Origin of the sequence: Pseudoalteromonas sp. UG3-2 (assembly GCF_037120705.1) — a bacterium.
GTDB lineage: Bacteria > Pseudomonadota > Gammaproteobacteria > Enterobacterales > Alteromonadaceae > Pseudoalteromonas.
This window is the reverse complement of record NZ_JAWLJU010000002.1, coordinates 2102930-2121679: the sequence shown is the minus strand read 5'-3', so window position 1 is coordinate 2121679 and position 18750 is coordinate 2102930. Positions and strand designations below refer to the sequence as shown.

Sequence of the window (18750 nt, the reverse complement as noted above, 5' to 3'; positions counted from 1 at the left end):
GAGGCGGTATGGCAGGATTTGATAAAGTAGTAAGCAGCTACGAAGAGGCCATGAAAGGGCTGAGTTCTGGCATGACAGTGATCGCCGGTGGATTTGGCTTATGTGGCATTCCTGAAGGGCTGATCCAACAAATTAAACGCATGGCGTGTAACGACTTAACCGTGGTATCGAACAACTGCGGGGTGGATGGTTTTGGCTTAGGAATTTTGCTGGAAGATAAGCAGATCAGCAAGATGGTGGCCTCCTACGTCGGTGAAAACGCCCTGTTTGAACAACAGCTATTAAATGGTGAGTTAGCGGTTGAACTCACCCCACAAGGGACATTGGCAGAGAAAATGCGTGCCGGTGGCGCCGGGATCCCTGCTTTTTATACCGCCACAGGTGTCGGCACCCCAGTGGCTGAAGGCAAAGAAGTGAAACGCTTTGCGGACAGAGACTATATTTTAGAGCCCAGCATTACCGGCGACTTTGCCATTATTAAAGCGTGGAAAGCAGACCGTTATGGCAATTGCGTTTTTCGCCATACGGCAATGAATTTTAATCCCATGGCTGCCACTGCAGGCAAAATTACCGTGGTGGAAGTGGAGCACATTGTTGAGCCTGGCGAGCTTGAGCCGAGCCAAATCCATACTCCAGGTATTTATGTTGACCGCGTTATTCAAGGTCAGTTTGAAAAACGCATTGAAAAACGCACTGTTCGGGAGGAAGGCTAATGGCATTAACGCGAGAGCAAATGGCAATGCGGGTAGCGCAAGAGTTGCAAGATGGCTTTTATGTCAATTTAGGCATAGGGATACCGACACTAGTGGCCAACTATGTTCCTAGCGGTATAGATGTGATGCTGCAATCGGAAAATGGCTTACTGGGTATGGGAGAATACCCCACCGCCAGCACAGTCGATGCCGATATGATTAATGCCGGTAAAGAAACGGTCACGGCGCGCACCGGGGCGGCGATATTTAGCTCGGCAGAAAGCTTTGCCATGATCCGTGGCGGCCACGTTGATTTAACTGTATTAGGGGCCTTTGAGGTCGATCAACAAGGCAATATTGCCAGCTGGATGATCCCTGGAAAGCTGGTGAAAGGCATGGGCGGTGCGATGGATCTGGTCGCCGGAGCGAAAAACATTATCTGTACCATGACCCACGCCAATAAGCACGGCGAGTCTAAGCTATTATCACAATGCACTTTGCCCCTCACAGGGGTAAACTGCATCAATAAAATCGTCACCGACTTGGCATTGTTAGAAGTCAAAGAAGGCGCTTTTCACTTGCTTGAGCGCGCCCCTGGTGTCAGTGTAGAGGAGATACAAGCAAAAACCGCAGGTGAACTGGTATGCCCAGAGAGCGTGCCAGAAATGCAGTTTTAATAGACCTGCCGCCGATAGCTCTTGCTATCGGCAACCACGCTTATTGTATTACCCACGGTTGGCATTCATTTCAGCGATAAACTTATTAGAATCTTCAATGGAGCGGTTCATATCGGCAATCAGCGCGCTGATATCGCGTTTCAGGCCAGTAAACTCACCTTTGATAGCGCTAATGGCTTGGGCATTTAAGTTATGCTTAAGATACAACACATTATCTTGTAGAGAATCCAAGACCGGTTGCATTTTTGCTTCACTGCTGCGCATGGATCGTAGCAGGCGTTCAAATTGTCGCTGCGTGCTACTCAGTTGTCTGGCACTTTGGCGCTTTAACTTGTCGCTGGAGTATTGCTCTAGCTCATCTGCCCATTCATCAAACAAGGCATTGGCAACGTCCTCAACCTTGTTAATATTGCTGCTAACTGCCTCTGCTGCGGCCATACTGGCTTGATAATCATCATTTAACAGCTCATACGCCTCTTGCAGTTCGCCACCGTCAAAATTAATCAAGGTGGTTAAGCGCTCCAGCGCAGACTGAAACTCTTGCTGTGACGCTTGTTGTGACTCTTTGGTTTCTTCTACTCTGTCGACCAAAATCTCGCGTTTGTGAACACCGAATTTTTCCATGGTGGCATAGTAGGCACTTTGGCAACCCGTGATAAAGAGTAAAACCACGGCGCTTAAAATGAGTTTCTTCATAGCGGCTCCTGTGTGAAGAAAAGCGATCAAAACTTGCGGCAAACGCTGATATTGACCACCATTATAATGATTTAGCGCTATAAATTATGGGTGGGATTGTTATCATGTGTAAAGTAAATAATGAATTAAAAGCACGAATATGATGGATAGAATTGCCGAGATGAAAGCCGTTGCATGGCGCTTTTTACAAACTCAACCAAGCTGGTGGCGGCATTACAGTAAACGCTGCGGTGAAGATCAGATCATGGTGAATGCTGGCTATTTGGCCTATGTGACGCTGCTCTCTTTGGTGCCATTAATCGCTGTGGGGGTGGCCATTTTCTCGGCTTTTCCTGGGTTTGAGGATGCTCGAGTCGCCATCGAAAACTTTATCTTTACCAACTTTGTACCCACTTCAACTGACACCATCAAAGAGCACATTAGCGCCTTTACCGGCAATGCCAACAAGATGACTGCTGTTGGCGTGAGCTTTCTGGCGGTGGTTGCACTGTTGCTGATCCGTAATGTTGATGCCACCTTAAACCGCATTTGGCGGATTGAGAAAAAGCGGCCATTAATGATTTCTTTTGCTATTTACTGGATGGTGCTGACATTGGGCCCAGTGCTGTTAGGGGCCAGCATTGGTATGACTTCTTATATTGTCTCCTTGGTATCGTTCGCTGATAAGGGGATCCCCGGCTTTAGTGGTGCCATCTTAGGTGTATTGCCTTATCTTATTTCCATGGTGGGCTTTGTTATGCTCTATACTTTAGTGCCTAACACCAGTGTTTCGTTTCGTGCAGCCATACCCGGGGCGTTTTTTGCAGCATTATTGTTTGAGCTGACAAAAAAAGGCTTTGCCATGTATATCAGTCACTTTCCGTCATACGAAGTGATTTATGGTGCCTTAGCTACCGTGCCCATTTTATTTGTCTGGGTGTATTTATCTTGGATAGTGGTGTTATTGGGAGCCGAATTTACCGTGTGCATAACCCAGTATATGGAAGACGCGGGGTTAGACACCAATTCAAAATTTGATCCACCAGAGGCGCCAGCGTCAGCGCAAAATGAGTCTATAAACAGCCCGGCAGAGAAAGACTCAGCGTGACCGAGTAATAGGGTTGCCATGGCTTACCTCTGGGGCGGCAGAGCACGTGCTCTGCAACAAGGGGGACAGCATGAGTCTACTGTATCAGCATGGTGAAGCATTACGTCGATATCATTTAGCCGTGGGCGATGGCCACCAATTAGCAATCGAAGAGTATGGTAACTCCGCTGGAGTTGCCGTGCTGGTTTTGCACGGAGGCCCCGGCCAAGGTCACTCCCGACAGGTTCTGGGTTACTTTAATCCGCAAAAATACCGCATCATTTTATTTAGTCAGCGTGGTTGCGGTAATTCCACTCCACACTCATTAGCGCACATTGATACTGCCCATCTATTACGGGATATTGATACACTCACTCAGCATATTGGCATTAGCCAATTTGTGTTAGCGGGGGAGTCTTGGGGCGCCACCTTGGCGTTGCTTTATGCCCAGCAGAGTCGGGAAAAAGTATTGGGGCTGATCCTTTGGTGTAGCTTCTTAGCCTGTGACGACGACTTCGAGTGGCTATATGGCCCCCATGGCGCGCCGGCGCAATTTTATCCAGAGCATTACCACGCGTTTAGCCAAGGCATGAAGGGAGTAAAATCAATTCTGCAAGGCTATCAACAAGCGCTGTTTAGTCACGATGATCTGCTTACGCGTAAGGCCGCTCAACAGTGGTGTGAATGGGATAACCTCATTGTGTCGGGCAGTGACACCGAGCATATGCGCATTGGTAAAGCTGATAAACAGCTAGGAAAAGCGCAGCAAATGGTGCATTTCTTTACTCATCAATGCTTTATTGCAGATCAGCAAATCAGCCGCAATGGCGCTAAATTACGTGGCTTACCCTGCTGGTTTATCCACAGTCGTCATGATCTTATGTGTCGCTATGCCCCTGTTTACGAGCTAGCGAAGACGATGGAAGCGCAAATATTATTACTTAACTCCGTGGGTCATTGTAGTGCCCATTCCGCCTATTCTGAGGCTATCAGGCGAGCGGCAGACTTGTTATTATGCAAACTCAATCATTAGCAAAATAAGAGGGTTAAGGTGCAAGGGCTGATCCAAAGAGTGTCACAAGCGCAGGTGGTTGTGGACGGCGAAATAGTGGGCGAAATTGGTCAAGGGATTTTGTTGTTGCTGGGGGTCGAAAAGCCCGATAGTGAAGAAACCGCAGACAAGCTGCTGCACAAGGTCAGTAACTATCGCATTTTTAGCGATGACAACGGCAAAATGAACCTCAGCGTCAAAGACATCGATGGTGAGCTGCTGGTGGTCTCTCAATTTACCTTAGCAGCCGATACTAAAAAGGGCATGCGGCCCAGCTTTTCCAGTGCTGGCACCCCGGCTCAGGCGGAGCAACTATACGATTACTTTGTAAAGCAGGCTAAGGCCTCGGGGCTGCGGGTGGCCACCGGGCAATTTGCCGCTGATATGAAGGTCTCTTTAGTGAACGACGGTCCGGTCACGTTTAATTTTAGTATTTAGGTCAAGTCGGGCTAGCGTTTGACTTCAATAAGAATATTGGCGTAGTCAGCGATTGGCTCGACCCTGGGCTTTTTACCAAAGTTAGTGATTAACAGATGTTGCAGCTGTTTGAGCTGCGACTCATGATCGCTGAGGAAATTAATATACAGTCGCCCCCCCTCGTTAATGGCGGCGCGCAATAAGCGATAAAAGCGATGTTGAAATAGAAACAGCGGAGGGTCCATTTCGCTAAACAGGTCCAAAATAATCCAGTCATAGTGCTTATTGTTTTGCAATGCTTTAAAGACGTCCACACAGTTCACATCACACAAAGGATCACCGCCAAAATAGCGCTTGTAACAATGAATAACATCGGGGTTATTGTCGACGGTGGTGATGTGGCACTCGGGGTAGAGGTGACCCAAATAGTCGCGAATTGCGCCAGCACCTAACCCCAGTTCAAGTACACTGGTGGGAGCCGCAACCTGCTGCCAACGCTGAGCAAATGCTTTTAAATGGGGAAATAGCAAGTGTTCCGGGTGGTTTAGCTCCACAACGGATTGTAATGTGTCATTAATCAGTAGCCAGCGCAGTGATTTTTCTTGCCTTACTTGGATACTGTTAGGGCCCTGTTTATGCCAATACAGTAGGTGACCAAGTTGGTGGCTTTGAGCTACAAAATCATTACTAATAGTGCCACTGTGAGTAATAAATTCTCCCATGATTACATCATCATAGACGAGGATAATGTGAATGCCAGTTTGTTCACTAGTTTTTACACTAAAGAATAAGTGTTTTAACGTGTTTTATTCCCTACACTGAGCTTATCTTGTAGGGTGTATCCATTGCGCGATGACATTAAACGCGACAAAAGCAATAAACAACAGGAGTCAGTGATGTTTGAGGTATCTTCACCACAAAGCAGCGAAGATTGGCAAGCCTACTACCAACTGCGGTGGCAAGTATTAAGAGCCCCATGGGAACAGCCTCGCGGCAGCGAGCAAGATGACTTGGAGCAAGAGGCTGAGCATCGCTTTATAAAAAATAATGAGGGTGAAGTGCTAGGCGTTGCGCGGCTTCACTTTAATGATCACCAGCAGGCGCAAGTCCGTTACATGGCGGTGGCCGAAGGGCATCGAGGTCACCATTTGGGTAGTCGTTTACTGCACGAACTGGAGATTGTTGCGTGGACACAACAGGCGCAAGAACTCGTGCTTTTTGCCCGTGAGCGTGCCTTGTCTTTTTATGAGCGTCATGGCTACGAAGTGGTAGAAAAAGCCCACCTTGCTTATGGCGATGTGCAGCATTGGAAAATGGTTAAGCAGCGCCCAACCGAGCCGGGGTGGTTTCGTCAACCAGACTGGACTCAAGTGCTACAAAACACCTGGCGTGAGTCAATTCCGATCAGTGATGCCATGGGCATTAAAGTACAAAGCTATACCGATTGGCAGTTTTCCACTAAAGCAGACCTAAAAGCCAACTTAAATCTGCACAACTCTATGTTTGCAGGCTCTATTTACAGTATGGCCACCTTAACCGGTTGGGGGGCAACGTATTTGGCACTGAAAGAGTTAGGGCTTGAGGGGGATATCGTCTTGGCGGATGCCAACATCAAATACCTAAAGCCTCTCACTACCGCACCGGCTGCGACTGTGACCATTGCCGACTGTGAGGGCGACCTGAGGGCGCTCAATAACGACGGTAAGGCCAAATATCGCGTGCCAGTGAGTGTCTTTGATGGCGATAAATTAGTGGCCAAATTTGATGGCCAGTTTGTGGTAGTCAAACCGCAATAAACTTGTATTGCACAGCGCTACGAAATTAGCGCTGTGCTGGCATTTACAAAATATCCGTTAACAGCACGCCAACACCTAAGCGCTGAGTGTGACTATCGTAGTCTATGAGGCTCTCGCCGTAACCATTAAAGTATTGCGCATAGCCGCGTAATCTCCCCCAAATTGGGAATGACCAGTCCAGCTGCAGCGCGCCACGGTTGTCACTGCGCAAGTTATTGCGCCACATAAAACCAAATTCATGTTCTTCGTAGCGATACGCACCGCGCAGCTCAAAATGTCCAAGGTATTCGTCAATATTAGGGTTATCGTCACCGCGAGGGTCTAGCACGTCTTCTTTCGGGTCTTCTGGGATCCGATACCAAGGTTTAAAACTAAATACAAAGCCATTGTTTTCCCAGATAAAGTTAGCGTAAATGCGGTTCCAGGAACGGGAGTTAGGTTGACTGCGGCCATTAGACTGGTGTGACATCCCCAGCACAAACGCCATCTCATCACCCCAAAGCACGTTTTCATCGTCTAAAAAGTTAATCCAAAAAATTTCTGGCTCATAGTTGGTTTCACGAAACGGCGAGGACACATCTTTATTATAAAGCTGCCAATAAGACTGCAGAGTAAAGGCAAAATAGACGGCTTGATCTTTATCGGAAAAACTATGGTAAATCGGTGCCTTTAAAGAAATTTGGTACTTGGCTTCAAAGTTATCAATGGGCTCACCACGTTCGTCATCAATGGCTTTTAAACCATCAAACGGGCGGGAATTGACGTTGGTCATGTAAGAGACGGGCAAGATATAATTACGCTTATGCGGCGTTAACACGTTGCGGTTTTGCTCGGTGACGCGCTCCCGCGCCATGCGCTTGTCCAGCTGACTGAAGTTCTTCTCCGGCGCCGCTTTGGCACACTCTGTTCGTACTTGTTCTATAGTGGTGTTTTTGTCTGCGGTTAATACGGCATTGAGCACGCATTGTTTTACTAGGTCGATGTCATCCTGTGCCGCTAAACTCGTTAGAGGCAGTGTCATTAGTGCGAGCGTAGAGAAAGCAAATGGTCTCATGGGGATCCTTTTAAGCGCCGTTGATTGCATACAATTGATTACATTATTACGCAATCAGACTGAAAGCCAAATGAATCAGCGCTGGCATGAGAGAAAAAGGAAAAAAGGCTGGCGGCAACTGCCGCCCCACCTTAGTAAGTTATCACCTAATAGGTTCGACTTACTCTCACGCAATACTGTTTATAAGGTCTCGACCTTAGTAAAAAATTTATAAAGCTCAGTGCCTTGATTGACGCTGGCTGAGGCAAAATGCAGGATCGCAATGGCATCTTCATCCAAACTGATGTGGTTAAGCGGTGCTTCTGATAAATAGCGTTCCATGCGCAGAATTTTTGCGATGGTTTGCCCTGCTTGCACTTGCTCTCCTGGTTTCACCGAGTACTCCACCATGCCGCCCATGGGGGCATAAAAGGCGCGGTAGTTCTCCAGTAAGCAAGCATAGCGGGTCATTTCTTGTGGTTGATAAAGCGACTCGGTAAACGCTTCTTTGTAACTGAGGTAGCTTAGGATACTGTTAGCATCATTGAGCGCTTCATCAAGATCGATCTTCTCTTGCGAGCCCAACTCAACCGTAAATGCCTCGGTCATTACCGGGATCTCACGGCCAATCTCGGCGTAGGCTTGTTGCAGTTGCCACCATGGGCAAAAACTCGCTTCATCCATGGCGCCATCAAAGTCACTGGGAATTAATAACACATGGGGAATGTTAAAGTAGCGAGCACTGTGTTTGGCGTACTCTGGGCAATACAGGTGCTTAGCTGAAATTGGACCGGTATGGAGATCCAACACAATATCGGCTTCATGAGCCAGTTGCTGTAAGTTTAGGGCAATGCGCTTACCAGTATTGACGCGGTTTGCAGCGGCATCGAGTTGTTGCTGGTTACGCGCGATCAATTGGGCCCGAAATTGCTGTTTGATGTCGGCGACGGCAAGATCAGGATGTTGCGCGGCGAACTCGGTGGCAATAGCGCTATGATCGACATACATACGATTCCAATTGGTGCCTGTAATGGGATCGAAACGACCGAGAGTGAACTCTCCCGATTTTTGATTACAGCCAATGGGGTTGGCATAGGGCACTAGGGTAATGTCGGCTTGTAACGGCAAGTGTTTAAGGCGCTCCAGTAATTGATAAATCACCGCGTTTCCTTGAACTTCAGCGCCATGCATATTGGCCTGAATGTACACCTTTGGCCCTTGACCATTGCCCTGCAGACGGTACACGGGAATGCTTAAAGGCAGGCCATTAGCTATTTCTCCAACCTGAATGTTTTGCTGTGTAATGGTGTTCATGATTACCTCAAATAGTTCATCGCCGGCTCTGCAGGCCGGGCACAGATCACTTCACCATTGCGAATGACGTATTCCCCCGGCAGCTCATGGCAAAGAAAAAAGGGCATGCTTTCGGTGTAACCGTAGGCGCCACATTGACTAAACACCAGCCAGTCGTGCTCATTGCAATCTCTTGGCAATGAGAATTCACCGAGTTTATCCAGCGCGGTGCAAAGCGGACCATGGACGTGAAATGTTACGGGCTCAGCGCTAGACTGACGCAGTAACTCTGCTGGGAACGCTTGCCCGGTAACGACAGGGCGGAGCAGGTGATTAACACCGCCTGCCATGATCAACTGTAGGGCATCATAATTTTGTTTCTGCTCTACCACTGGGTTGCAGTAAAAGCCACACTCGCCCACCGCGAAACGGCCTAACTCCATCCACAGCTCATCGACCTGAGTTGCTGCTTTGATGCTTGCAAGGGCATCAACCAGCTTGGGCCAGACAATGGCGCTATCCGCTTGCTGATAAGGAATGCCTAAGCCACCGCCAAGGTCAAGGAGGCGCAGTCGCATCCCTAGGGCTTCTGCAAGTGCTAACAAGGGCTCCACCATGGCTTGCCACAGCGAAGCCAAAGTATCGCTGCAAAGCATATTGCCCCATTGAAAGATGTGTAATCCGGCAACATCAAGATGACGAAACTCACTTAACGTTAAGGATTGCCACTGCTCACAGCCAAGGCCAAAGGGCGTTAAGGTGTTACCACCCAATGGGTTCTCTTCTGCTTTATCAAAGCGTAATTGCACTCGCAGTAAAACGGTGAATTGGGTATCGTATTCACTGGCCACTTGATTAAGCCAGTGCACCTGATTATGGCTTTCAGCGACGAAGACGCGCACTCCCTTTGCGGCAAAAGTGCGGATCTGTGCCAGCGATTTTGCCGGCCCGGTGTTGAGCACGCGGCTGGCACTAACATCTTGTGCTAAGACTTGCTCTAGCTCACCTGTTGAAGCAACATCAAAATTAAACCCCGCTTTATCTAGGGTTTGAATAATATGAGATAGCGGGTTGGCTTTAACCGCGTACCAAAGTTTGACCACATCTTGCTGCAATAATGGCTCTACGTGCTGCGCTAGCTGATCTAAGTCATAGCAAAAAAACGCAGTGCTTTGTTGCTGTACCAGTGACTCAGCGATTGCGCGCTGCGGCGTGCTCAACCAGCTCATTAGCGCAGCACCTCTTCAAGCTCCAGCGATGCGTCACTTTGTTGGTCGCGATACTTAACAATTAATGCACAGGACATGCTCAGCCCTTGGGCTTTTGCCCAGTCACTGGAGGCAGGGCGGGAGCCAGGGATGACAATGGCGTTCTCTGGGATCGCTTCGAGCTTATCCAGCATCCGCTCATTCACGCAGTCATAAACGGGAATGCTCGCCGACAAGCGTACCCCTGGAGCTAACACGGCACCGCGTTTCACCACCACGCCTTCGACTAACACACAGCCGGCACCGATAAAGGCATCGTCTTCCACCACAACCGGGCTGGCACCAATGGGCTCCAATACGCCACCTACTTGTACGGCAGCACTGAGGTGCACATTCTTACCAATCTGTGCGCAAGAGCCTACCAAGGCATGGCTGTCCACCATAGTACCGGCATCGATGTAGGCACCGATATTGACGTAGGCGGGAGGCATAATAATGGTTCCTGGTGCGACATAGGCACCGCGTCTAACACTGCTACCGCCTGGCACCATGCGCACGCCAGCATCGGCTGCAAAGCCTTGCGGAGCAAGGTTATCTTTATCGACGAAACCGCCGGGGTACTCGGTATTGACGCCATTGCGGAAGGCTTCCAAGATGCCTTCTTTTACGGTGATATTGGCGTGCCATTGACCATGCTCATCTTGCGTTGCTGCACGCACGGTTCCTGATTCTAAATTATCTAAAAGAGTTAACCAGCTCATCTTTACTACCTTAATTCCAAGCTAAAATTGATTCATTTGCGCGGCTCAGCGCGGCGGTCTCTGGGAGTTCTAAATGGGTCAATGGTGGACGCAGGTTAGGACTGGCCAACTTCCCCTGTAGATGCAACAAAACTTTGATTGGGATGGGGTTGGCTACTGCAAACAAGCTGCTTGCCGCCTCAGACCAGATGGTAAACAAGTTTACCGAAGTACCGGTTAAAGCGCGTCTAACGTATTCAGCGGTTTGTTGTGGCCAAGCGTTCGCGGCAACTGAAACCAGCCCTGCGGCACCGGCTTGGGCAAAATAAGGCATTAAGGCATCATCGCCACTGTATATCTGCACCTTTGGGGCGGCTTGGCGAAATGCCTCAAACGCAGCAATATCACCACTGGCTTCTTTTAGTGCCCAAAGGTTAGGGTGCTGGGCAAGTCCCGCCAGCACCTTAGGAGCAATGGCTACGGCGCTGCGCCCTGGAACATTGTAGATCATGCAAGGGTTGTCACTGGCATCTAGCAGTGTGGTAAACCAGTGTGTAAGACCGACTTGACCGGGTTTGGCGTAAATCGGCGAGCCCAGTAATAAGGCGTCAATGGGTTGCTGGTTACAAAACTCTACCCAAGCAAGCTGTTGCTCAAGGTTGCTACCACCTACGGCCACCATTAGGGGAGTGGTATGGGGTTGCTGGCAGACAAACTCGACGATACCTTGTTGTTCTGCTTGGCTTAATGCTAAGCCCTCGCCAGTACTGCCGAGTAACAAAATACCGTTACCAGCGTCTTGTTGTTCGCGCACCAGTTGCGCTAAGGCGTCATAATCGACCTGATCCTGCGCGTCAAAAGGCGTTACTAAAGCCGTCCATAACGGATAGTCAGATAAGTTGAATTGTGATTTCATCTCTACCGAACTTAAATCATGTTCGGAGTTTAGGCGGGTATGTCCAAACTTCGAACCGTTAAAATTCGAAGAGCAATGGACTTAAAAATCGATAAGGCAACGGGCCTTATTTTTTTAAGACCAGAAGCTCTCCACCAAATGTGTTGGTGACAGTCGCTGGGATTCAGCCCAGTCGCCCGAAATTAGTCATCGCAAATTAACTAATCTCTCGGCGTTTATTCCCCTCACTAAGTTGCAACGGAGTTTGCTCTCCTTCACTTAGTTACCTGAATAACGCACCTCTTCCAGCCCTAAGTTTGCAGCCATGGCTACAAACTATGCAAATAGGGTGAACGCGCATTGAACCACTATGGCCGTCTAGGTGTCAAGTATTTTGCTGTATTTATTCACTGGCTAAGCTACACTTTAGTTCTAGCCGTACTGCATGATGGTGATTATAAGAAGATGTCGATAGGGCATAATGTTCGTTTAAAATACACAGGCGCGTTACTGGCAATGGCCGTGTTATTAACCATTGCTATGTTACTGATACAGTTTTTACTACGGCAACAAAGCACCGATGCCAATGTCATCAATATTGCTGGTATGCAGCGCATGCTCTCGCAACGTATTGCGTTATTCAGCAGCGAACCAAACAAAGTGCAGCACCCTGAGCTTATGGCCGCGTTGGTGAAGTTTGAGAGTAATCATCAATTTCTCACCCAGTCGACAGCTGGCGACTACCCTTACCTTAACGCCCAGCTTCGGCAACTGTACTTTGCCCCCCCTATCAACCTAGAGCAACGCTCTGAGCAATTTATTCGCTCAACTCGAGAATTTCTAGATGACTCAAACACTGAGTTAGCGCAAGCTATTCGGGCACAGTCGCAGCAACTGCTGCCCGACTTGAATCGTGCCGTGAGCCTATTTGAACAGCATGCGGAAGACAAAACTGAACAGGTCAGAAGTTTACAAATATCGCTGTGGTTACTGGGGTTGTTACTGCTGGCTTTTGAAGCTTGGTTTATCTTTAGACCCATGCGCCAACAAATTGAAGCGACGCTCACCGGACTAGAAGAGTCCCGTGAGCTTGCTGACGCGGCACTAAAAGCAAAGTCACGTTTTTTATCGCGGGTCAGTCATGAGCTGCGAACGCCCTTGCAAGCAGTACAGGGCTATCTTGATGCGTACTGGCAAGAAAAAGATGAGCGCCATTTGCAGCATGTGAGGGATGCCAGTCAACAACTGGATAACTTGCTTTATTCCATTGAAGACTTTAACCATTTGTCGATGCAAGAGATTGTGCCAGAACGGCAAGAGGTGGAGCTTGGCGCTGAGCTCAAAGTGGCCTGCGCTGCCTACCGTTTATCTGCACATCAAAAATCATTGGCATTTAACATGGCCATCAGTAAAACGCTCTACATACGCTGCTATTGTGACCATAAACGCATTAATTGGCTGTTGAACGAATTAATCACCAATGCCATTAAGTTTACCGAGCAGGGCAAAATTCAAGTGGTGGCCGACTTAATCTATATCGAGCAGCAGCCGATGCTAGAAATCATCATTGATGACAGTGGTCCGGGGTTTGATTATTCGAGCTTACAAGAAGCTGGCGAGTCAGATCATTTTCAAGGCTCACAACTTGGCTTGAAGCGTTGTCGGTTGCTGGTGTCATCCTTAGGTGGCAGCTTGCGGTTTAGTAAAATAAAGCCAACGGGCACTCGGGCCTTACTGCTCATGCCCTTGGAACTGTGTGATGAGTCAAATGCGCCCACTTCGGCGCCGTTAACAACTTCATTAAGGGTGTTGCTGGTGGAAGACAATGTCCTCAATGCCAAGGTGATAGAAAGCATGTTACAACCATTGGCGCAGTCGATACAGCACGTTGAGCATGGAGCTCAGGCGCTTGATGTCTACAACAGCGATGCATTTGATTTAGTGTTAATGGATTTAAATATGCCGGTGATGGACGGTTTTGAAGCGACGGAAAGACTGCGTGAACGGGATCCGCAAGTACCGATTTTGGTGGTGACGGCGAACACCAACCTTGCTGACATAGAAAGAGCCTATCAAGTAGGTGCAACGGCTCATGTGTTTAAGCCGTTGCAGCCCGATGACTTAATTAACAAAATTGCTGCTTTGGTGAACCAAGTGGCTTAATCGCGTTGCAACTTAATTTTGCCCACGCCCACTTCGGCATCCAAATTGTAACGACCCGAGCCGTTGTATTCTGAGGTTGAGCCGACCATGCTTTTTTGCTGCTCGCTGCTGAAACTAAAGCCTGACATGCGGGTTTTTCCTACGCCTGAATCGAGCAAAATACGGTTATAGTCATCGGTTGTGGTGTGAATATCTATTTTGCCGACACCGACTTCCAGTTCGGCGGAGTTACTAAGGTTCTGTAGCTCAATTTTACCAACGCCAACTTCAATGTCTAAAGCTAGGTGCTCCGGCGCTTTCACAGTCCAAGTTAGTTCGTAATCGTCGGAGTCGATTTCAAGGGCCAGTGTGCCACCTGACGTTGTATTCTCAAGTACGGCTTCACTGAGATCAACATCACCAAACCAGTCGTCGCTGTCCTTGGGTTCAACCAAAATATCGATCTCAACGGTGCTGCCTTGGTAGGTCGTTAAATCGACTTTGCCAACTGGAACATCAATTTCAAGTTCGCTGATGTCGTTGCTGTCAAACGATTGCTTAATGGTGCGCGAGTCTTGTGCTTGGCTGCTGATACTAGCCAGTCCTAATGCTAAAGCGAGTAGTGTTTTTTTCATGGCGAAACCTTGTTGTGCTCTTTGTGTTTAACAAGTAAGTCGCACGGTATTGGCTAAAAGGTTCAAAGCAACAAAATTTATTTTTTAATCGCAACAGAGGCGCTCATGAGCGAGCGCCAGGGCAGTTATATTTTGCTTACCGTGTATCCTTGCTGTTGCAACTGCGTGATTAAGCCATAGCGTTCCACCAGATGCAGTGCGCCAACAGCAATAAATAAAGATTCATGGGGAAGTTGCTGTTGCAGTGCTTCGAGCCAATTATTGTTGCGCTCTTTAATCATTAAGCGCTCTGCTAGGGCGCCATATTCGCCTTCAGCAAAGCTGGTGTTGTAGTAGTGCTCAAGCTGTTTTAGATCGCCCTGTCGCCAGGCGCTGATCATGTCTAAAAAGTAAGTATCGAGATCCGCCATTTGGGTGAACGTTTCTTGCAACATGGCATCGCTATATTGTCCTAACTGACTAAACATCTTAAGTTGATACTCTAAACTTTCAAATTCGCCAATGGGGATATTGTGCTGTTGCGCATAATTCACCACTTGCTTGTCGATGCCATTGGCCTCGCTGAAACCAAGACGTTGGTATTCCAGTTGTAAAATGGTCACCATGACAGCCCAAGGCGCGTAGCGCTCAAACAGGGCAACATCAATCTGTTTGGCTGCGAAGTAGTCAACGACTTTTTGATATACCGCTGGCGACAACGTGCTTTGCAGTGTTTCATTCTCTTTCAACAACATAAAAGGCATGGAACGCTGTTGAATTTGCAACGGTGATAAAGACTCAAGGTTGACTTCTACCATGACTTTGTCACTTTTCTCTATGGCTCTTTTTACTTTGTCTGGTAGCCCTTGCATTTGCTTATCACCGACATGCACTGTGCCAAATAAATAAGACGTTGTATCGCCTTTGCTAATTTGCCACAGGCCCACTTCGGCGTAGCTTGAAGCGCTAAAAAGTGCTAGCCAAAAATACAGCAACACATAAGAGGAAAGTTGTTTAATCATGTCAGCAATCCTTGTTAATGGTAAAAGGCTAGTCTGCGATAATCCCTCCTCAATGTCACTAAAAAAGTGCCGGCGTGAATTGCAGTAGAAAAAAATTCATCTTATAAGGCGCAAAAAGTAAATTTTTCTAGAACAAGCGGTTGGCCCAATAGAACGTGCTCAATCTATTGAGTTTGTATTAATTCATTCTCAATTTACTTGATGTTTGGTTTTTTTATTCTTTTTGCGCTTGATATTACTTTTAAATGACATAGTTTTTATGTTGACTTCAGAGCCTCTGACGCGGTACTAATAGAAAAAGACATAGCAAAGGGGTCAAAACAGGCCCTTTAATTCAAATACAGTGACGGAATTTTAAATGTTACAGACAACAACTCTACTAGTCGTGATTATCAGCGTGGTGATTATTATTACCGCGGGGGCTAGTTAGTGCTGTAACAAACATAATCAGCATAAGCGCCCCCCGCACCAACAGGTTCGGGGGGCGTTTTCGTTTTAGGGCAAATTGAGAGTAAAACATGAGTAATTCAACAACCGGCGCACAACTTGTTATCAAGGTGCTAGAAGAGCAAGGCGTAAAGCACGTATTTGGTTACCCTGGTGGGGCCATTATGCCGATTTACGATGCTTTGTATGGCGCGCCGGTAAAGCATTACTTAACTCGTCATGAGCAAGGAGCTGGCTTTGCTGCCGTGGGTTATGCCCGTAGTAGCGGCAAGTTGGGCGTGTGTTTTGCCACTTCCGGCCCCGGTGCAACCAACTTAATCACCGCATTGGCAGATGCCATGATGGATTCAGTGCCACTGCTGGCGATCACGGGACAAGTGCCAACCGCTGCCATCGGCTCCGATGCGTTTCAAGAGGTGGATGTACTGGGCATGTCTTTATCTTGTACTAAGCACAGCTACATGGTGGAGCGCCCTGAAGACCTGGCTGAAGTGTTACAAGAGGCTATCTACTTGGCGCAATCTGGACGTCCTGGTCCGGTGTTGGTGGACATTCCGAAAGACGTGCAACTGGCTCAGGTGCCTTTTCATCCGTTTGCAGCACCACAAGAGCAGCAGCCGAGGTTGTCGCAAACTGAGGTGGAAAAAGCCAATCAGCTATTGTGTGATGCAAAAAGGCCAGTCGCCTATATTGGTGGTGGCGTTCATAATGCGGATGCGCAGCCTCAACTAATGCAATTTTTAGAAAAAACGCACATGCCAGCGGTGTCTACCTTGAAGGCATTGGGCAGCGTATTACCTGATTATGAGTATGACTTAGGTATGCTGGGCATGCATGGCACACAAGCGGCGAACCTAGCGGTGCAACAATGCGACTTGTTGGTGTGCATCGGTGCGCGTTTTGATGACCGTGTTACGGGTAATTTGGCGAAGTTTGCCGCAGGCGCTAAGGTGATCCATTTAGACATCGACCCTGCAGAAGTGGGTAAGCGTAAACCGGCGGCGGCATCACTGGTTGCCGATCTGAAACAATCGTTACCTCAGCTAGAATGTGTTGTTACCGATGCCGAGTGGTTAGGTCATTTGGCGTCATTACAACGCCAGCATGCGTGGCGCTATGACTACCCAGGTGAAAAAGTATTTGCCCCATATTTATTAAATCAGCTTAGTCAAAAGCTCGCCCATGACGCTGTGGTTTGTTGTGATGTTGGTCAACACCAAATGTGGGTGGCTCAGCATATGAAATTTAGCCACCCCAGCAATCATCTCAGTAGTGGTGGCGCAGGGACCATGGGATTTGGCCTGCCAGCCGCCATTGGCGCGCAGATAGCACGTCCTGATAATACCGTTATCACGGTGTCTGGTGACGGCTCAATCATGATGAACATTCAAGAGTTGGCGACCATCCGCCGCAACAACCTAGCAGTTAAAATACTCATATTAGATAACCAAAGACTGGGCATGGTTCGGCAGTGGCAGCAGCTCTTTTTTGATGGTCGTTATAGTGAAACCGACCTTTCCGATAATCCAGACTTTGTCTCTTTGGCTGCCGTATTCGGTATACCAGGACAAACAATCACTCATGCAAACCAAGTAGATAATGCCATTGACGCATTCGTTAATGCTACAGGGCCTTATATTTTACATGCATGCATAGACGACAAAGAAAACGTATGGCCGCTGGTTCCACCGGGTGCTGCCAATGATGAAATGATGATGGAGAGCCACTCATGAAACACCATTTAACCGTTGCAGTAAAACAACAAAGTATCGCGGTGGAGCGCTTCTTGCGAGTGGCTCGGCATCGAGGGTTTCGCCTCACCAATCTAGAGTTGCAGGGCCAAGACGACTTATTCCACGTCAAAATGACGGTAGATAGTGACAAACCTATCTATTTATTAACCTCACAACTGAGTAAGCTAGTAGAAGTGCAAGCAGTTGACTTGCATACACTACAACAACAGGCAATTTAAAAGAATTAAGGTAGTTAAAAATGACACAAACATCAGAACTTATTTGGCACAACGGAGAAATGGTTCCTTATCAGCAGGCAACCACGCATGTGCTTAGCCATGCCTTGCATTATGGCAGCTCAGTTTTTGAGGGGATCCGCGCTTATGATACGCCAAAGGGCCCCGCGGTGTTTCGTTTAAGCGATCATATCCAGCGCTTATTTGATTCGGCGAAAATCTATCGTATGGAGATCCCTTATACACCTGAAGAAGTCATTGCAGCGTGTAAAGAAACCATCCGTGTGAATGAGTTTAGTAATGCCTACTTACGACCATTTGCTTTTTTAGGTCATGTTGGTTTGGGCCTTAACCCCAAGTCTCACCGCGCAGAGATGACGGTGGCGGCAATGGAGTGGGGGGCTTATCTGGGTGAAGAAGGACTGGCACAAGGGGTTGATGTCTGTGTTTCTTCTTGGAGCCGTTTGGCACCCAATACCATGCCGACGGCTGCAAAAGCCGGGGGTAACTATTTATCTTCACAACTCATCTCCGGAGAGGCAAAGCGCAATGGTTACGTTGAGGGGATTGCTCTGGACGTTAATGGCTATCTCAGTGAAGGCGCCGGTGAGAACCTTTTTGTGGTGAAAAAAGGGGTGCTTTATACCCCACCGACGACCGCATGTATTTTGCCCGGTTTAACTCGCGATACCATCATTCACTTAGCACGCCAACGCGGCTATGAAGTCCGCGAGGAGCCCATTGCTCGTGAAGCGCTCTACTTGGCTGATGAGTTCTTTATGGTAGGCACTGCGGCTGAGGTGGTACCAGTGAGAAGCGTCGATCAAATTGCGGTAGGTAATGGCGGTCGTGGCCCTATCACCGCAGAGCTACAGCAAGCCTATTTTGCCTTAGTGAAAGGTGAAGCGGAAGATGAAAACGGCTGGCTTGAGTACGTAAACGATTAATTAACTTAATATTTTTTGGGAATGAGGAACTCGGTTTACCGAGCA

General features: G+C 48.1%; 19 protein-coding genes and 1 riboswitch. Of the genes, 10 read left to right on the top strand and 9 right to left on the bottom strand.

Features of this window, described 5'->3' with window-relative positions:
• Positions 1-8 precede the first annotated feature (8 nt).
• On the top strand, positions 9-713 hold the full coding sequence (locus tag R3P39_RS12635) for a CoA transferase subunit A (RefSeq protein WP_336567885.1): 705 nt from the start codon (positions 9-11) through the stop codon (positions 711-713).
• On the top strand, positions 713-1369 hold the full coding sequence (locus R3P39_RS12630; RefSeq protein ID WP_336567884.1) for a CoA transferase subunit B: 657 nt from the start codon (positions 713-715) through the stop codon (positions 1367-1369). Before R3P39_RS12635 ends, R3P39_RS12630 begins: the two co-directional genes overlap by 1 nt.
• A 48-nt stretch (positions 1370-1417) precedes the next feature.
• Here the strand turns inward: R3P39_RS12630 and R3P39_RS12625 are convergent, their stop codons facing one another.
• Positions 1418-2065, bottom strand: a complete 648-nt coding sequence (locus R3P39_RS12625) for a DUF2959 domain-containing protein (RefSeq protein ID WP_336567883.1) — start codon at positions 2063-2065, stop codon at positions 1418-1420.
• A gap of 139 nt (positions 2066-2204) precedes the next feature.
• On the opposite strand from R3P39_RS12625, the gene R3P39_RS12620 reads away from it, so the two are divergent.
• The 3 genes from R3P39_RS12620 to dtd all read left to right on the top strand — a co-directional run bounded on the left by R3P39_RS12620 (position 2205) and on the right by dtd (position 4620).
• Complete coding sequence (locus tag R3P39_RS12620) at positions 2205-3152, top strand: virulence factor BrkB family protein (RefSeq protein ID WP_336567881.1); 948 nt, start codon at positions 2205-2207, stop codon at positions 3150-3152.
• A gap of 70 nt (positions 3153-3222) precedes the next feature.
• Positions 3223-4164: an alpha/beta fold hydrolase gene (locus R3P39_RS12615; protein WP_336567880.1), complete on the top strand. Its 942-nt coding sequence runs from the start codon at positions 3223-3225 to the stop codon at positions 4162-4164.
• Positions 4165-4182: 18 nt separating this feature from the next.
• Positions 4183-4620: a D-aminoacyl-tRNA deacylase gene (gene dtd, locus R3P39_RS12610; RefSeq protein WP_336567878.1), complete on the top strand. Its 438-nt coding sequence runs from the start codon at positions 4183-4185 to the stop codon at positions 4618-4620.
• Between the two features lie 11 nt (positions 4621-4631).
• Here the strand turns inward: dtd and R3P39_RS12605 are convergent, their stop codons facing one another.
• On the bottom strand, positions 4632-5321 hold the full coding sequence (locus R3P39_RS12605) for a spermidine synthase (RefSeq protein WP_336567876.1): 690 nt from the start codon (positions 5319-5321) through the stop codon (positions 4632-4634).
• A 174-nt stretch (positions 5322-5495) separates the two neighbouring features.
• Between R3P39_RS12605 and R3P39_RS12600 the strand changes: the two genes are divergently transcribed.
• Entirely contained in the window at positions 5496-6395 is a 900-nt protein-coding gene (locus tag R3P39_RS12600) for a bifunctional GNAT family N-acetyltransferase/hotdog fold thioesterase (protein WP_336569315.1), read from the top strand.
• Positions 6396-6438: 43 nt separating this feature from the next.
• Here R3P39_RS12600 and R3P39_RS12595 read toward each other — a convergent pair whose 3' ends face one another.
• The 5 genes from R3P39_RS12595 to dapA all read right to left on the bottom strand — a co-directional run bounded on the left by R3P39_RS12595 (position 6439) and on the right by dapA (position 11585).
• Positions 6439-7449: a phospholipase A gene (locus R3P39_RS12595; protein WP_442962053.1), complete on the bottom strand. Its 1011-nt coding sequence runs from the start codon at positions 7447-7449 to the stop codon at positions 6439-6441.
• 180 nt (positions 7450-7629) lie between these two features.
• On the bottom strand, positions 7630-8742 hold the full coding sequence (locus tag R3P39_RS12590; protein WP_336567875.1) for a succinylglutamate desuccinylase/aspartoacylase family protein: 1113 nt from the start codon (positions 8740-8742) through the stop codon (positions 7630-7632).
• Between the two features lie 2 nt (positions 8743-8744).
• Entirely contained in the window at positions 8745-9950 is a 1206-nt protein-coding gene (locus R3P39_RS12585; protein ID WP_336567874.1) for a PLP-dependent decarboxylase, read from the bottom strand.
• Positions 9950-10690, bottom strand: coding sequence for a 2,3,4,5-tetrahydropyridine-2,6-dicarboxylate N-succinyltransferase (locus R3P39_RS12580; RefSeq protein WP_336567873.1), 741 nt, complete (start codon positions 10688-10690; stop codon positions 9950-9952). The genes R3P39_RS12585 and R3P39_RS12580 overlap by 1 nt, the downstream gene beginning before the upstream one ends.
• 10 nt (positions 10691-10700) lie before the next feature.
• The gene (gene dapA / locus R3P39_RS12575; RefSeq protein WP_336567871.1) at positions 10701-11585 is read right to left on the bottom strand and encodes a 4-hydroxy-tetrahydrodipicolinate synthase; all 885 of its coding nucleotides are present in this window, start codon (positions 11583-11585) and stop codon (positions 10701-10703) included.
• 116 nt (positions 11586-11701) lie between these two features.
• Positions 11702-11877: riboswitch (Lysine riboswitch) on the bottom strand.
• Positions 11878-11924: 47 nt separating this feature from the next.
• On the opposite strand from dapA, the gene R3P39_RS12570 reads away from it, so the two are divergent.
• On the top strand, positions 11925-13727 hold the full coding sequence (locus R3P39_RS12570) for a response regulator (RefSeq protein WP_336567869.1): 1803 nt from the start codon (positions 11925-11927) through the stop codon (positions 13725-13727).
• Here R3P39_RS12570 and R3P39_RS12565 read toward each other — a convergent pair.
• Together R3P39_RS12565 and R3P39_RS12560 are read right to left on the bottom strand one after the other, a co-directional pair.
• On the bottom strand, positions 13724-14341 hold the full coding sequence (locus tag R3P39_RS12565) for a hypothetical protein (RefSeq protein WP_336567868.1): 618 nt from the start codon (positions 14339-14341) through the stop codon (positions 13724-13726). The genes R3P39_RS12570 and R3P39_RS12565 overlap by 4 nt on opposite strands.
• Positions 14342-14466: 125 nt before the next feature.
• Positions 14467-15342 (bottom strand): TraB/GumN family protein, encoded by an 876-nt coding sequence (locus R3P39_RS12560; RefSeq protein ID WP_336567867.1) that lies wholly within the window; start codon positions 15340-15342, stop codon positions 14467-14469.
• Between the two features lie 518 nt (positions 15343-15860).
• Between R3P39_RS12560 and ilvG the strand changes: the two genes are divergently transcribed.
• Genes ilvG through R3P39_RS12545 form a run of 3 tightly spaced genes read left to right on the top strand, consistent with a single transcriptional unit; the run spans position 15861 to position 18705 of the window.
• The gene (ilvG, locus tag R3P39_RS12555) at positions 15861-17522 is read left to right on the top strand and encodes an acetolactate synthase 2 catalytic subunit (RefSeq protein ID WP_336567866.1); all 1662 of its coding nucleotides are present in this window, start codon (positions 15861-15863) and stop codon (positions 17520-17522) included.
• Entirely contained in the window at positions 17519-17761 is a 243-nt protein-coding gene (gene ilvM / locus R3P39_RS12550; RefSeq protein ID WP_336567865.1) for an acetolactate synthase 2 small subunit, read from the top strand. The genes ilvG and ilvM overlap by 4 nt, the downstream gene beginning before the upstream one ends.
• 20 nt (positions 17762-17781) lie before the next feature.
• Complete coding sequence (locus R3P39_RS12545; protein ID WP_336567864.1) at positions 17782-18705, top strand: branched-chain amino acid transaminase; 924 nt, start codon at positions 17782-17784, stop codon at positions 18703-18705.
• Positions 18706-18750 lie beyond the last annotated feature (45 nt).

What these genes read in the sequence shown, in the direction of transcription:
- R3P39_RS12595 (WP_442962053.1), bottom strand. Translation starts at nt 7,449, where the DNA reads ATGAGACCATTTGCTTTCTCTACGCTCGCACTAATGACACTGCCTCTA.
- R3P39_RS12635 (WP_336567885.1), top strand. Translation starts at nt 9, where the DNA reads ATGGCAGGATTTGATAAAGTAGTAAGCAGCTACGAAGAGGCCATGAAA.
- R3P39_RS12580 (WP_336567873.1), bottom strand. Translation starts at nt 10,690, where the DNA reads ATGAGCTGGTTAACTCTTTTAGATAATTTAGAATCAGGAACCGTGCGT.
- R3P39_RS12545 (WP_336567864.1), top strand. Translation starts at nt 17,782, where the DNA reads ATGACACAAACATCAGAACTTATTTGGCACAACGGAGAAATGGTTCCT.
- R3P39_RS12630 (WP_336567884.1), top strand. Translation starts at nt 713, where the DNA reads ATGGCATTAACGCGAGAGCAAATGGCAATGCGGGTAGCGCAAGAGTTG.
- R3P39_RS12565 (WP_336567868.1), bottom strand. Translation starts at nt 14,341, where the DNA reads ATGAAAAAAACACTACTCGCTTTAGCATTAGGACTGGCTAGTATCAGC.
- R3P39_RS12615 (WP_336567880.1), top strand. Translation starts at nt 3,223, where the DNA reads ATGAGTCTACTGTATCAGCATGGTGAAGCATTACGTCGATATCATTTA.
- R3P39_RS12625 (WP_336567883.1), bottom strand. Translation starts at nt 2,065, where the DNA reads ATGAAGAAACTCATTTTAAGCGCCGTGGTTTTACTCTTTATCACGGGT.
- R3P39_RS12590 (WP_336567875.1), bottom strand. Translation starts at nt 8,742, where the DNA reads ATGAACACCATTACACAGCAAAACATTCAGGTTGGAGAAATAGCTAAT.
- R3P39_RS12605 (WP_336567876.1), bottom strand. Translation starts at nt 5,321, where the DNA reads ATGGGAGAATTTATTACTCACAGTGGCACTATTAGTAATGATTTTGTA.
- dapA (WP_336567871.1), bottom strand. Translation starts at nt 11,585, where the DNA reads ATGAAATCACAATTCAACTTATCTGACTATCCGTTATGGACGGCTTTA.
- R3P39_RS12585 (WP_336567874.1), bottom strand. Translation starts at nt 9,950, where the DNA reads ATGAGCTGGTTGAGCACGCCGCAGCGCGCAATCGCTGAGTCACTGGTA.
- ilvG (WP_336567866.1), top strand. Translation starts at nt 15,861, where the DNA reads ATGAGTAATTCAACAACCGGCGCACAACTTGTTATCAAGGTGCTAGAA.
- R3P39_RS12600 (WP_336569315.1), top strand. Translation starts at nt 5,496, where the DNA reads ATGTTTGAGGTATCTTCACCACAAAGCAGCGAAGATTGGCAAGCCTAC.
- ilvM (WP_336567865.1), top strand. Translation starts at nt 17,519, where the DNA reads ATGAAACACCATTTAACCGTTGCAGTAAAACAACAAAGTATCGCGGTG.
- R3P39_RS12560 (WP_336567867.1), bottom strand. Translation starts at nt 15,342, where the DNA reads ATGATTAAACAACTTTCCTCTTATGTGTTGCTGTATTTTTGGCTAGCA.
- R3P39_RS12620 (WP_336567881.1), top strand. Translation starts at nt 2,205, where the DNA reads ATGATGGATAGAATTGCCGAGATGAAAGCCGTTGCATGGCGCTTTTTA.